11 protein-coding genes are annotated in these 14,151 nt (G+C 57.9%); 5 read left to right on the top strand and 6 right to left on the bottom strand.

Going from position 1 to position 14,151, the window contains the following annotated elements:
- Positions 1-38: 38 nt before the first annotated feature.
- Together HY010_06275 and HY010_06270 are read right to left on the bottom strand one after the other, a co-directional pair.
- The gene (locus HY010_06275) at positions 39-1,439 is read right to left on the bottom strand and encodes a sigma-54-dependent Fis family transcriptional regulator (GenBank protein MBI3475318.1); all 1,401 of its coding nucleotides are present in this window, start codon (positions 1,437-1,439) and stop codon (positions 39-41) included.
- Positions 1,432-2,751 (bottom strand): HAMP domain-containing histidine kinase, encoded by a 1,320-nt coding sequence (locus HY010_06270; protein ID MBI3475317.1) that lies wholly within the window; start codon positions 2,749-2,751, stop codon positions 1,432-1,434. Before HY010_06270 ends, HY010_06275 begins: the two co-directional genes overlap by 8 nt.
- 361 nt (positions 2,752-3,112) lie before the next feature.
- Between HY010_06270 and HY010_06265 the strand changes: the two genes are divergently transcribed.
- From HY010_06265 to HY010_06250, 4 genes are all read left to right on the top strand, one after another.
- On the top strand, positions 3,113-3,838 hold the full coding sequence (locus tag HY010_06265) for a sigma-70 family RNA polymerase sigma factor (GenBank protein ID MBI3475316.1): 726 nt from the start codon (positions 3,113-3,115) through the stop codon (positions 3,836-3,838).
- Complete coding sequence (locus tag HY010_06260; protein MBI3475315.1) at positions 3,835-4,827, top strand: serine/threonine protein kinase; 993 nt, start codon at positions 3,835-3,837, stop codon at positions 4,825-4,827. The genes HY010_06265 and HY010_06260 overlap by 4 nt, the downstream gene beginning before the upstream one ends.
- A 60-nt stretch (positions 4,828-4,887) precedes the next feature.
- Positions 4,888-5,238 carry a hypothetical protein gene (locus HY010_06255; GenBank protein MBI3475314.1) on the top strand — a complete coding sequence of 117 codons (351 nt, stop codon included), beginning with the start codon at positions 4,888-4,890 and terminating at the stop codon, positions 5,236-5,238.
- 109 nt (positions 5,239-5,347) lie between these two features.
- Positions 5,348-6,562: a hypothetical protein gene (locus tag HY010_06250; protein ID MBI3475313.1), complete on the top strand. Its 1,215-nt coding sequence runs from the start codon at positions 5,348-5,350 to the stop codon at positions 6,560-6,562.
- Positions 6,563-6,675: 113 nt separating this feature from the next.
- Here the strand turns inward: HY010_06250 and HY010_06245 are convergent, their stop codons facing one another.
- The 4 genes from HY010_06245 to HY010_06230 form a co-directional block, all read right to left on the bottom strand.
- Complete coding sequence (locus HY010_06245; protein ID MBI3475312.1) at positions 6,676-7,629, bottom strand: hypothetical protein; 954 nt, start codon at positions 7,627-7,629, stop codon at positions 6,676-6,678.
- A 140-nt stretch (positions 7,630-7,769) separates the two neighbouring features.
- Positions 7,770-9,191, bottom strand: a complete 1,422-nt coding sequence (locus HY010_06240; GenBank protein ID MBI3475311.1) for a sigma-54-dependent Fis family transcriptional regulator — start codon at positions 9,189-9,191, stop codon at positions 7,770-7,772.
- Positions 9,188-9,589 (bottom strand): response regulator, encoded by a 402-nt coding sequence (locus HY010_06235; protein ID MBI3475310.1) that lies wholly within the window; start codon positions 9,587-9,589, stop codon positions 9,188-9,190. The genes HY010_06240 and HY010_06235 overlap by 4 nt, the downstream gene beginning before the upstream one ends.
- The gene (locus tag HY010_06230) at positions 9,586-13,347 is read right to left on the bottom strand and encodes a PAS domain S-box protein (GenBank protein ID MBI3475309.1); all 3,762 of its coding nucleotides are present in this window, start codon (positions 13,345-13,347) and stop codon (positions 9,586-9,588) included. Before HY010_06230 ends, HY010_06235 begins: the two co-directional genes overlap by 4 nt.
- A gap of 464 nt (positions 13,348-13,811) precedes the next feature.
- Here HY010_06230 and HY010_06225 point away from each other — a divergent pair, with 464 nt between their 5' ends.
- Positions 13,812-14,132, top strand: a complete 321-nt coding sequence (locus tag HY010_06225; GenBank protein MBI3475308.1) for an energy transducer TonB — start codon at positions 13,812-13,814, stop codon at positions 14,130-14,132.
- The last annotated feature ends 19 nt before the right edge of the window (positions 14,133-14,151 follow it).

Below are 14,151 nucleotides of genomic sequence, written 5' to 3'. Positions count from 1 at the left end.
CCATTGCATCCATGGGAGCAGGCTCCTTCGGAACTGCTTTACTCGGTCGCGCGGATTCCGTACTTGGTGAGTTTGTAGGCGAGCGCGCTGCGCGAGAGCCCCATGCGGCGCGCAGCCTCGGCTTGCACTCCGTTCGCGCCAGAGAGCGTTTGCAGGATCAGTTCTTTCTCGGATTGCTCGAGCAGCGCCGTCAGGTCGAAGGACTGCGGCAGTGAGGTTGCGAGCACCGGCACGAAGGTCTTGGCTCCATCGCCACCGGCAAGTGCAACTTCCGTGGACTGCGCTACCGGCAGGTCTTCGACTCCAATCTCAAGTCTGTTATTCAAGATGTAAGCGCGCTCTAGGAGGTTCTTGAGCTCGCGAAGATTTCCCGGAAACCGATATTGTTGCAGGCGCTGCAGGGCGTCAGGAGTGAGTCGTCGGCGCGGCATCTTCAATTCCACGGAAAGCTGACGGCAGAAAATGTCCACGAGTCCGCCAATGTCTCCCTGCCGTTCCCGCAGCGGGGGAAGGTGAATCGGCACCACCGCCAACCGATAAAACAGGTCTTCGCGGAACAATCCTTCGCGCACTCGCTGTTCGAGATTCCGATGGGTGGCGACCAGTACGCGGACGTCCACTTTGCGCGGCCGCGTCGAGCCCACGCGAAGCAATTGCCCATCTGTCAGGATACGCAGCAATTTCGCTTGCGCGGCGGACGACATTTCTCCCGCTTCATCGAGAAACAGCGTGCCTTCGTGAGCCGCTTCAAAGAGCCCCTGGCGAGCCTGATCGGCCCCGGTGAAGGCTCCTTTCTCGTGTCCGAAGAGTTCACTCTCCAGAAGCGTCTCAGTAAAGGCCGCGCAGTTCACTGCGACAAAAGGCTTCTTCGATCGCGGGCTATTACGGTGAATTGCGAGAGCGACCAGCTCCTTGCCGGTACCAGTTTCCCCGGTAATGAGAACCGTTGCGGTCGTGGGGGCGACGCGTGCGATTCGTTCCCGCACATTCTGCATCTGCTCGCTCTCGCCGTAGATCTCGGACGCGCCTTCCAGGCGAACGACAGTATCTTTCAGGAGGACGTTTTCACGCAGCAGGCAAGTTCGTTCGCAGGCTCGCCGCACGGTTGCACGAACAACTTCAGGCTGAAACGGTTTGGTAAGAAAGTCGAACGCTCCCTGGCGCATGCTTTCAACTGCCATTTCGATCGTGGCAACAGCCGTGAGAAGAATCACGGAGATCGTCCTATCGGTTTCGTGCGCGGACGCGAGGACAGTCAGGCCTTCTCCGTCTGGCATGCGCTGGTCGGTGATGACTACATCAAAATCATTGACCGCGAGACACCGCTGCGCGTCCTGCACTCCTTCAGCTTCCAGGATTTCGTGCTGGTCCTGGCGGAGGTTCGACGCGAGAATGCGGCGCATGCTCGGTTCGTCATCCACCAGAAGGATCCTACCCATGTATGGTCTCCAATTTTGCGGCCGCCTGTTCGGACACAGGCAAGATCAAAGAGAAACAAATTCGTTGCGGGCCATTGGCCGTGAGAGCAAGATCTCCGCCATGGGCGAGCGCAATACCACGCGCAATTGCAAGTCCCAGCCCGGTGCCGTGGCGCTTGGTGGTAAAGAACGGTTCAAAAATACGAGCTAATGCTTCTTCGCGAATCGGCTCACCGGAATTCTCCACATCGATGCAGATTTCCTGATTGTGGCGATGTGCGTTCAGCAGGATGGTGCTGCCCGGCGTCGCGTCGTCAACTGCATTCATAATCAGATTGATGAGCGCCTGTTGTACTTGCCCAGCATCGACTTCTATCGCCAAATCCGGCGGAGCGTTGGCCTGGATCTGCGCACCCCTCTGGCTGGTATGAGCCCGACAGGCAGCGACCACGTACGACAGAGTGTCGGCCACCGAAGTGGTTGTCGGTTGTGGTGGACGGGGTCGCGCGTAGCTGAGAAAGTCTGTAGTTAATCGCACGAGCCTGGACGCCTCCTCCGACGCAATGTCGAACATCTCTTCCCGTTCGGTTCCAGAAAGCTGTTTTGCAGTTGCAATGGAACTGGAAATCATGGCCACCGGATTGCGAATCTCGTGCGCGATCGCACTCGATAAGCGGCCTACCGCCGCCAGCCTTTCCTGTTGCAGCAGCCGTTCCCGGGTTCGCTGCAATTCAAGCAAGTTGGTGGCCAGACTCGTCTCCCGCTCGCGCAGGCCGCGGACCAACAGTGAAACCACGACCGCCACCATGATGAACATCACGGACGTTGTTCCAGCTTCGAAGTACTCTCCTACTTCGAGAGGCGGATTCCGTTCAAAGTAGAGCCAGACCCAAAAGAAAAGCGAGAGGTCGGCGATGGTCGAGACCACCAGTGCGGTCGCCAGCTCGAAACGGAAAGCAGCTTCGAGAATTGGGACCACCATCAGGACAAAGTATGGGCTGTCTTCATGATTGGTTAGTCCAGAAAGAAGGATCGCGAGAGCCAGATTTACGACGATTGACGACCACGTCAGCACCGACAGAAAGCTCGTCGGGAGCGGCTTCGAGAGCCGCTGGAGCCAGAAAAGCTCCAACACTCCCAAGCTGAAAACAAACCCGATCGCGATCAGCAACGATCGTGATGGTGGTCCCCAGAACGAGGCGAACAAGTGATGCAGAAACACCAGGACCAACAGCAGAATGAGGTTAATAACGACGAAGATTGTTTCCTGACGCTGGAATGAACCCAGGTCCGAGGCGAGTAACGACGGAGAGGGATAGAATTTCTTGAGCACAGCTCCTCAGAGAGACTAAGAATTTGGCACACCACACCATTTTCACTTTACGAATGTCACTGCAGGCGCCGTATGACGCAGATCATACATGGTTGTGATGCGATCGTAGGCCTGGGTGTCCAGAGCTTTTGCCGTCCTGTTCAGAGTTTTGTACCTCGCCCGTCTCAATTTCGCTACACCGGGCCTGAGCCACGCCCTGCCTGAGTCTCGTTTTTTCGGGGCACAACTGAACCCCGAACATGCAGTGATCTGTTTGCAACATGCCGCGCAAAACCCACCCGCCCATCGCGTTCGCCGCCTAACTTGTCCTGCCGGCTCGCTTCGCACTACACTTCCTTCCGCAACAGGCGCTTACTTGTCCGTGAACCCACAAGGCGAAAGCTTCCCACTGACGCGTCATTCCGTGCTTCTCGCTGCGCGGAGCGATGATCCTGCCGAACGCTCGCGGGCGATCGACGTCATCACGGCCGCCTACTGGAAACCGGTCTACAAATACGCGCGCATGAAGTGGACGCTCGCCGCCGAAGATGCCGCGGATTTCACGCAAGATTTCTTTACCCGCCTGCTGGAAAAAGAATTCCTTGATTCGTACGACAGCAGCAAAGGACGCCTGCGTACCTTCCTACGAACCTGCGCGGACCGGCAGTTCATGAATCATCTGCGTGATTCCAACCGGCAGAAGCGGGGCGCGGGAAGTGAGCATTGCGCGCTCGATTTCGATGAGGCCGAGCGGGAGCTTGCGACCGTCGCGCACACTGAATCTCCCGAGGATTACTTTGACAAGGAGTGGGTACGGAGCCTGTTTTCACTCGGCCTGCAAAGGCTGAGAGGCCACTGCGAGAACGCAGGCAAGACGATCCAATTCCAGTTGTTCGAGCGTTACGACCTCGATGAGTCGGACCCCAAGCCGTCGTACGGTCAACTAGCTGAGGAATTCGGCCTCGCCACCACGGATGTCACGAACTACCTGGCATTTGCCCGGCGCGAATTTCGGCGCTGCGTGCTCGATCAATTGCGGGAAATGACCGCCACCGAAGAAGAATTTCGCCGCGAAGCGCAGGCGCTGCTGGGAGTAGAAATCAAGTGACACAACTTTCTGACAGAGTCGTCGCCAAGCTGCAGGCCGGCATGCTGGCTCCTGATCTGACTGGGACTCGCTATGACGCCATCCGCTATCTGGCGCGCGGAGGGATGGGAAGCGTCTGGCTGGTCGAAGACAAGTTGCTGCATCGTCACGTCGCGCTCAAGGTGCTGGACTCGGTGGCGACAGCTGACGATCTCGCCGTGCGACTGCTGCAGGAAGCTCGCATCCTGGCCGGCCTGGAACATCCGGGGATTGTTCCCGTGCATGATGCCGGCACGCTGGCAGATGGACGCGCGTTTTATTGCATGAAGTACGTGGTTGGCGAGACGTTGGCGCAGCACGTCGTGGGAATGAGCCTGCCAGACCGGCTGCGGCTGCTGGAACGCATCGCGGAACCGGTCGACTTTGCGCATGCGCGCGGCTTCATCCATCGCGACCTGAAGCCTGACAACATCATGATTGGCGCGTTTGGCGAAGTGCTGGTCATGGACTGGGGACTGGCTAGAGTGGGCGCCGCTGACCCAGACCAGCGAAATGAAATTGCTGTGACGCAAGAATCGTCGAGCGCCTCTTCCCACGTTACCGGAGAGGGCAGCGTCCTTGGAACTCCCGGCTACATGTCACCGGAACAGTCGCGCGGTGAACTCACCGTCGACTATCGGACGGATATTTTTTCGCTGGGAGCGGTCTTACAATTCCTCGCCAGGAAGCCGGGCCCGCCAAATTCACTACCGGAAGAAAGCAGCGTCCCTCGGAGGCTGCAGGCCATCTGCGAAAAAGCTATGGCGGCGGATCCAAATACGCGCTACCAGTCCGCCCGCGAAATGACCGCTGACGTCCTGCACTATTTAGGCGGTGAGCCCGTCAGCGCCTACCCAGAGAGCCTGCTCGAACGCGCAGGCAGGACCTACGCGCGGCATAGTACGGCGGTAATCCTGGTTGCCGTCTACCTCCTGATGCGACTTCTTTTTATTTTATTGGCGCGGCGTTAAAGGAATCGCGAAAAACGGGTAATACCACAGTAGAAGCTGAATTCAACGCGAGGTTAAGTTATGAATAAGGTTTTACTAGGGATCGTCCTGGGAGCAGTCCTTGGCGCTATCGATGGAATGACGGCGTGGTTCACGCCCGCTGTGCGCGCACAATTGGCGGGAATCGTCATGGGCTCGACATTTAAAGGAATCGTGGCCGGTATCCTGATCGGAGTTTTTGCCCGCAAAGTTCATTCCCTGGCTCTGGGAATTGTCTTCGGCCTTGCCGTCGGCCTGGTGCTGGCCTTCATTATTGCTCAGCTACAACATGGCTACTACTTCCAGATCATGCTGCCGGGCGGCATGGTTGGCCTGATTGTTGGCTACGCAACGCAGAAGTATGGAAGCCTGGCCAAACCGCAAGAGGCCTGAGCACACTCGAGCAACTCATCCAAAAGTTCGCGGGAAGTATTGCTCGTGGCAGCACGATCGCGTACCTGTCTGCGACCAATGCAGGCACAAAAGATCAAGGAGTGATTCAATGAAACGATTCACCATCACAACAATGCTGCTCATGGCGGCGTGCGTTATGGCATTCGCGCAACAACCCGCCACCACGCTGCCACCCCAGTCCCAAATCAAGATGACGACCTACGTCCTCGGGATCATTCGCAAAGGGCCCCACTGGGGAGAGGGCACAGCCGAGGAGCGAAAACTTGTCCAGGACGGCCACATGGCCAACATCCGCAAGATGGCCAGCATGGGAAAACTGATCGTAGCCGGTCCGATCGACGACACGAACCTGCGGGGAATTTTTATTTTCGGCATCGGTTCCGTCGAGGAAGCCAAGGCGCTGGTGAAAGACGATCCCGCGATCGCGTCCGAGCGGCTCGTGGTGGATTTCTATCCGTGGTACGCGGCTGTAGGGTTGAAAGTCGACCTGCAGACGATCTCCGCGACTGACGCTCCGCGCGAGCAAGTGGTCAAACTCGTCACCGCGATTCAACGAGCCGACTATGAAGGGGATCGCCCGGCCTTGCACCGTTTATACAGCGAACTCGATCCCTTCGTTGAGACCCAAGAACTGGCCTCTCGAGTCCGCTACTGGCGCGGGTTTGCGCTCTGGCGTAGAGCTTTCAACGGGTTCAACGAATCTGCGGATCCAAAAGATCTCGCAGACGATCTGGAGCGGGCCGTTCGAGAATTCCAGCAGTCGGCCGAAAAAGATCCAAATTTTGCGGATGCAAAAATTGGGGCTGCTTCGTGTTTGAGCAATCTCATGTTTCTCCACCGCAGCGATCCAGCCAAGGTGCAGGAATTGCTTGCGCAGGTGAAGACACTTCTCAGGGAAGCGGGGAATGCAGATCCCGGGAATCCCCGACTGTCGTGGGTGACTGGTCCGAACCTCTGGTATGCACCACCGGAGTACGGCGGCAGCCAGGAGAAGGCGATGGAAACTTACCTGAAGGGTCTGGAGTCTGCCAAGAAACTCAAGGCGACTGCTACAACCGATCCGCTCAATCCTTCGTGGGGCGAGCCGGAATTGTTGATGAACCTGGCGTGGTCCAATCTGCACCGGACTACACCGGACATCGATGCCGCGGAGTCATACGCTCGCAAAGCTCTGGATATCGTGCCGTACTGGCACTACGTTCGCGACATTCTGCTGCCGCAGATTCGGGATGCCAGGAAGCACACGAAGCTGGAAGTGGATCAATCGCCAGCATCACAACTCGGAGCACTGCCTGGGTTCTGAGACGCGGGCAAAATGCGAGGCAGTGGAAGAGATCGCTTTGTTGGACACAATGTGTTTCAGTTCGGAGCCGAGAAAGAAATGGGCGCCACCCCAAGCGGCGGCGCCCACCTTGCTCATCTTTTTTCCAGGGACTTGATCTCCTGCTTGATCGTCGCAGCCGTCACCGAGATTTGTTCCAAGGCGACTTCCAGGACTTTCGCCTGCAGGCGAGGCGACACTCGTGCAGCGGCTTGCGCGAGTGTGATGGCCGCAACGAACTCTTGCAGCCACGGATCTCGCGGCGGTGGCGGCACTAGACCACCGAGAGTCTTGTACCACCACCACGGATCATAAGTAGCCTCGTAAGGCGGCACGAACTGCTGCTGCTTGACCTCGTTGTAGAAAGCGAACGCTACCACGCGATCGTTGTGATGCACGACGATGTCATGGGTACCGGGCGCCCCTACCGTCGCGGGAGAGGCTGCGTTGCCATTGAGCTGTAATGGGCCAATGTTAAACCAGTATCCAAATGCCTTTGCCGGAAGCGCATCGCGGGCGACCACCTTCAACGACGAGCCAGCAGCGATGTCCGCAGTGGTGTCGATGAAGCCATTGTTGGCTTCACCAGTCAGCGTTCCACCTGGGTCCGGCGTTGCATCGACAAAGTCGTCGCCGATGAAGTCTCCTGCCTGGATATCGAATGCGTCGATCAGAAGTGGTGTGTGTCCACCACCATTTCCATTTCCGCCGCCCGCGAAGTTCCAAATGTAGTAAGCCTTTGCGGAAATCCCCCATTGCCCGCCGGTGTGGGAGTCGTTGGCAGTCGTTCCCGTCTGAATCTGCGCCGAGGTTTGTGAAGACTGCGTATCGTGAGCGCTCAAGGACCAGAACGCGAAGATGTAGTCCTTGCCGTCTGGAACATAGTGAATCTGTGGCGGAGCGGGGGCAGACACCCAGTTATCGGACGAGGGCATGTCTGTGCCGGAACCAACCACCGGAGGCGGACCACCGGTACGCCTTTTCACTCGATATCCTGTGCTGGTGTCACCGTTCAGGAGAATGTACTGCCAGGAAACACTGGTGATCATGAATTGAACCTCTCTGCTGGACGCCGCAAGCAGCTCGGGACAGGCGTCCCGGCCGCACGACGTCAGATTTCACTACCTGTTTAGTGAAAATGGCAGGTCTATCGTTTCAGGCAAGAATGGAATTTCCGCCAGGAGGATTCTTACTGCAGCGTCTGCGTCCCCGCTTCTTCTTCTCGCAACCCGATGTTATATCTCTTGAGTTTGCGGTAGAGCGTAGCGCGGCTGATGCCGAGCATTTTTCCGGCGAGGGCTTTGTCGCCGTTGACTTGCACGAAGACGCGCTCGATGGTCGCGCGCTCGATGTCTTCGAGATCGGTAGTGGGATCTCCGGATGCAGAGATATCAAAGCGTGCGGGCTTCTCGGGAGCGATCCCCAATTCTTCGGCGTGGGCGATCGTGGGCGGCAAGTCGTTGAGGTCGATGCGCTGCTGGTCTCCGAGTGCGACTGCTCTTTCCAGGCAATTCTCCAGTTCGCGGACATTGCCGGGCCAGTCATACGCAAGCAGTGCTTTCATCGCGGCGCCGCTGACAGAGGCATTGCGTCCGGGCGCGAGGCGCTCCAGGAACCAGTTCGCGAGAATGGGAATGTCGGAGCGGCGCTCGCGCAACGGAGGCAGATGAATCGTCACGACATTCAACCGGAAATAGAGATCTTTGCGGAAAGTCCCCTTCTTGTATTCCACTTCCAGGTCGCGATTGGTGGCGGCCATGATGCGAACGTCCACTTTGACTTTCTCGTTGCTGCCGACTGGGCGCACTTCCTTTTCTTGCAGGAAGCGCAACAGCTTCGCCTGCATCTCCAGCGGAAGCTCTCCAATTTCATCGAGGAAGATGGTACCGGTGTCGGCGGACTGAAGTAGCCCTTGCTTCGATCGCAACGCGCCAGTGAACGCGCCTTTTTCGTATCCGAACAATTCGCTTTCGATCAAGGTGGGGACCAGCGATCCGCAATCGACCGCAACAAATGGACGGCTCGCCAGGCTTCCACGATAGTGCAACGCGCGCGCGACCAGCTCTTTCCCTGTTCCACTCTCGCCGGAAATCAAAACAGGCGTGCGCGTGTCCTTGAGTCGCGAGATCAGTCGCAGCACATGCTGGATGCCAACGGAATTCCCAATAATGCCATGCACGGCGGTTTCAGTTTCCGAGCGATCGCGCAGATACTGGTTCTCTTCTTCCAGCCTTACTTTGTCGGCCATGCGGCGCAGGAAGAGACGTAGTTCATCGAGCGGCGCAAAAGGCTTGGAGATGTAATCGTAGGCGCCCAGTTTCATCGCCTGCACGGCGGTTTCAATCGATCCGTGCCCGGTCATCAAAGCCACTTCGGTGCGCGGCAGCATGCGCTTCACTTGTTCGAGAAATTCGAGTCCCGACATTCTCGGCATCACCATGTCGGTGAGGACCATGTGGGCGGGCTGCTCTTCAAGCAGGGCGAGCGCGGCTTCTCCGCTCTCGGCTTCGCTGCAGACAAAACCCAGCGACTCGCCGACGGTCATGCAGAGTTTGCGGATGCTCTGCTCGTCGTCCACCACGAGCAATCGGACTCGGTACTGCTCACTCATGACGCGCGACCCATCGTCCTCTCGACCACGGAAATAAATTGCTGGACTCGAAACGGTTTTTCCACGCACGGCGCGCCCGTCTTTTGCAGAACAGCGACGGTTTCTTCGTTGGCAATGTCACCGGTAATGAACACCACTTTACCGGCCAATTCCGGCCTGTGGCCCGCGAGCCACTCGTGGACCTGAGCGCCGTCTACGCCACCCGGTGTCCGCATGTCCGACACGATTCCCTGGAAATCGCCATGAGCCAGCATCCGCAGCGCCTCTGCGCCGGAAGCAGCCGTGACCACCTGATAGCCGCTGCGTTCGAGGGCGGCACAGACGTAGGCCATGACTGCCGGCTCGTCTTCTATGAGAAGCACCGGCGCGGACGCGGGTTTGGTTCCTGTATGGGTCATTTGGGTTGAACTCCAGCCACAGCTCCAAAGCTAGCCGCTTCCGGCGCCGCCGACAGGCGCACCACAAAGGTCGCTCCGTCAGAGTCCGGATTGTTGTGACACACGATTTCGCCGCCATGTTCGCGGACGATTCCGTAACAAATGCTCAGGCCGAGGCCCGTTCCCTTCCCTACTTCTTTCGTCGTAAAGAACGGATCAAAGATTCGATCGGGATTGGCAATTCCGGGACCGTTATCCCGGAACGATACTTCCACCTGCTGCCCATTCCGCGTGCTCATGATCTCGATGCGCGGCGGACGGCCGGTTTCGCGGACCGCATCGTGCGCGTTGTTCATAATATTGAGGAATACCTGCTGCAACTGCTGCGCATCGCCAACTACTTCCGGCAACGATTCGTCGAGTTGCTCGAGAATCTCAACGCCATGCGACAGGAAGTCATACGCCCGTAACTGGAGTGTGCGGCGCAGGATTGCATTCAACTGCACATGCCGCCGTTGCGCCGGCATCTGGCGGGCAAAGCTGAGCAGGTTCTGGACAATTTGTTTGGTGCGCTGCGCTTCCTGCAAAATCACCCGCAGATCGCGGCGTGCGCTGTCCGGCAGGTCGGTACGTTCGACCAGCAGATCGGCAAAACCCAGGATCGCCGTCAGGGGATTGTTCACTTCGTGCGCGACGCCGGATACCAGTTGCCCAACCGCCGCCATTTTTTCGGTGTGGATCAGCTTCGATTGCAACATGGCGGAATCGGTCACATCGGTCATGACGACCACAATGCTGCTGACACGGCCGTCGTCGCCACTGATGGGACTCAGATTCACGGAAAATTGGCCGAGCTGTCCATCCCCGCGGAGCAGTTGCATTTCGAAGTTGTCCACCTGCTGGCCCCGCGACACGGAGGCCAACGCTTCACACAATGCGGATTGCCGCGCCGGCGCAGTGAGTTCGGTGAAGGAATGCCCCAGAAGCTGGGCCTGCTCGAATCCGAGTCCGCCCCAGCGTCGATTGGCGTAACTGATCGTCCCCAGTGTGTCGGTCACGAGAATCAGGCTCTGGGTGTGGCTGAGGATCTTGCTGGAAAAATCGCGCTCGCGCTGCAATTCGGTTTGTGAATGGCGCAGGCCACTGACGTCGAGCAGCAATCCTCGATATTGTTGGATGATGCCGCGCTCATCCCGCACCGAAAAGCAATTGATAAGGACGTGCACCGGCGATCCATCTTTTCGGCGCAGGATTTCTTCGTGGTTGTACATCCTGCCGTCAACCACCAGGGTCGTGGATATTTCCTTACGCCGCTCCGGATAGAAGTAAATCGCGCTGGGAATGTCGACTTGCAGCAACTCCTCCCGGCTGCTGTAGCCGAGAATGCGGACCATCGCGTCGTTCACCTCCACGAAGCGGCCCTCGGGAGTGGAGAAGTAAATCCCTTCCTGGATATTGTCGAACAGTTCGCGATAGCGCTGCTCGGCCTCGCGCCGGTCCGTGATGTCCTTCAATACGTGCACGGTCTGCATCTGTGCACTGGCGGCGGCATGAATGCGCGAGGTCGCGATCAGATACGTGCGGTCCTGAATATTGTGCACGTACTCATCAATACCGTCGCCGGTCCGGCAGAACGGACACGCACGGGAACTGCTCAGGGGGAGCGCTTCGAGGGCGCTCATGCTGACGCCGATGAGTTGTTCGGGCGCGATCCCGACGAAGTCCGCCAGCGATCGATTCACTCGCAAGATGACATGCGATTCGTCGTGCACAACGATAAAGTCGCTGATCGCGTCGAAGACTTCTACCCAGTGGCGGTTGGCCTGTTCCATGCGGGTAAACAGACAGGCATTTTCCAGCGCGATGCTGGCATGGCTGGCAACCGCGCGCAGCAACTGTTGATCTTCTGCCGTCGGCGTTACGCCCCGGTCCGCCAGACACAAGACGCCGATCAGTTCTCCGGAAGATCCTGCCAGACGCACCAGCGTGCAATCGGCCCATCCCAGACTGGAAGCGAGCGAGGCGCCGAGCAGATCGCCCGCCGACCGGAAGACGACATCACTTTCGTTGCTGGAGAGCGCGCCGCCGATCGCCAGGTTAAAGCGGCGCAACAGAGACTTATCCTCGACCTCGGAGGCGCCTTGCAGCAGCACGGTCTCCTGCGTTGCACCTTGAAACAGGCTGAGAGCGACCGCGCGACCGCCCAGAAGGTCGACCGCGCGACGCGCGAAATTACGCCGAAACTCCGGCAAATGCAGTACGGTATTCAGTTCCAGCGCGAGCGCAACCAGCGATTCTGCGCGGCGGCGGTGCTGCTCTGACTGGTGCAGATTCGCAGTCAGTTCAAATGCGATCGCGGCTTGGGCTGCCAGTGCCTGCGCACGGCGTACATCTTCTTCCGGGATATGCCCGCGCTGCACGCGATCAAGCATGCCAAACATTCCCAGCACCTCGCCGGTTGACCCCAGCAGCGGCACGGCCAGGAGTTGGCGAATTTTGAAAGTACTGACAAACTCGAAATTTGCGCCCGGAACCAGCGATGCGTCTTCCGTGAGAAACACCTGCTTGTTACGAAGCGTGCGCGTGGCCACACCTTCCGGAAGCACAATTTCCACCGGGCGCGTCCGCCCATCCTCGGCTCCCCAGCGAATGCGGAAGCTATCGCCTTCGAGCACACCGATGAAACAACGCCGGAATCCGAGAAAGCTCGACGCCCGGGTGACAAATGTTTCCATGAACTGGGCGAGTTTGCCGGCGGCACCGAGTTCTACTGAAATCTCCAGGATCTGATGCAGTTCCTGCGCCTGCGCGCGAGCCATGACATACAGTTCGGCATTCGCAATTGCAACCGCGCCAAATCCCGCCAGCGCAGTCACCAGCATCATCTCTTCGTTGGTAAAAGGAGAGGCGGTCCGCGGATATACCAGAATCGCTCCCTGGGAGCGGGAAGTCCGAAACGGAGAAGCGATCAGCTCGCCCGACGCTCCACCCTCTCCCAGATGGGACACTCCATCGATACTGATCGTGATCCGCTCTCCGGCTGTGGCAGCCCGGTTCGCGACTTCGATCGCCGACTGCAAATTGTTCTCCTGATCGCGAGCCCGAATCGCGTGCGCCAACGACGCCATCTCGGCGGAGACGGCCTGCAACCGGAACAATCCTTCCTGATGCACGAAGACGAGGACCGCTGGAGAGTGCAGCAAGACGCGCAACCGGTCGGCGACACCTTCCAGTACTGCGGATGTGTCCGGCAACCCATGGAGGGAGGTCGCGAGTTCCGCCAGGATCATGGTGCGGCGATGTTCTTCCTGAGATACCAGGTTCAGGCGATGAGCTTCCAGGGCGGTCCCCAACTGAGCCGCCAGAATCGTGGCCTTCGCGGCCGCGTCGTCATCGAAACGGATCTCGGACGTGTCATGGAGAAACGCAACCGCTCCAATGATCTCTCCCGAAACCAGCAGCGGCGAAGCCAACACTGCTCGCGCCTGATATTCGGCGAGACTTGGATAACGCGCCATATCCATGTCGTTGACGAAAACGGTCCGCCGATACTGCACCGCTTCCATGGCAATCGATGCATCCCCCGGCTGCAAACGCATATTCCGAAAGCGTTCTGCCCCGTACCCGTCCGCTTCCGCTCCAACCAGTCCACCTTCCGGAGAACGGCGCCAAAAATACACTCCGCTCGCGCGAAAGAACTCGCGTGCCGATCGGCAAAACAGCTGAATTACTTGACTGGCATCGCTTCCCTGAAACGCAGCATGAGACAGATCTAGCAAGAGTTTCTGAAATGTCTCATCAGAATGAGATGACGGGCCGGAGGCCAGAGTCGAATTACCGGGTTGACTCAACGGTTAGCACCATCCGTCATCTAAGCGATTGAAAACAATTGAATTACTTATCAAAGCTACGCTGTATTCTCAAATTGAGTCAAGCGAATACAGCGGTGAAGGTGTCAAAGTGGGAAACCTCGAAAATGAAGCGCCGCGGCCGCGTCTCACAATGACCAGTTCCCAAAAGCGGCATCGACGCCCGACGCTTCCGTGCGCGCCGCCGTCGAACGCGGAATGACATCGCGGTGCTAAGCATCCACGACTGAACGACTTACGCCCATCACTAAAGTAATCATTCCGAAGAACTTTTGGGTTCCCACTGGAATACTCCATGACAAACTTAGGCTCGTAGTGGAATCAGAATTAGGGAGGAATGCGTGCTTTTACGAAGCCGAGTTCATCGCCTGGTCATGGGCCTATCACTGATCATGGCGCTAAGTACTGTCGGTTCGTCTTTTGCCCTTGGGCAAGATCAGCAGGAAATCACCCGCAAGGTAAAGAGCAGGGTTTCGCCACTCTATCCCGAACTGGCGCGACGCATGAATATCACCGGGGTGGTGAAGGTCCAGGTCACGGTCGATAAAAACGGTACCGTGAAGAACAGCAAACTGGTCGGCGGTCATCCCATTCTCGCCAACTCCGCGCTCGATGCAGTTCGCAAATGGCGATTTGAAAGCGCTACCGAAGAAACCACCGGAATTGTGGAATTCCACTTTGATCCAACCCAGTAGATGAAAAATCGATTCCCGC

This window comes from Acidobacteriota bacterium (assembly GCA_016196065.1).
Classification (GTDB): domain Bacteria; phylum Acidobacteriota; class Terriglobia; order Terriglobales; family Acidobacteriaceae; genus Acidiflorens.
This window is presented reverse-complemented; position numbering and strand designations above follow the sequence as displayed.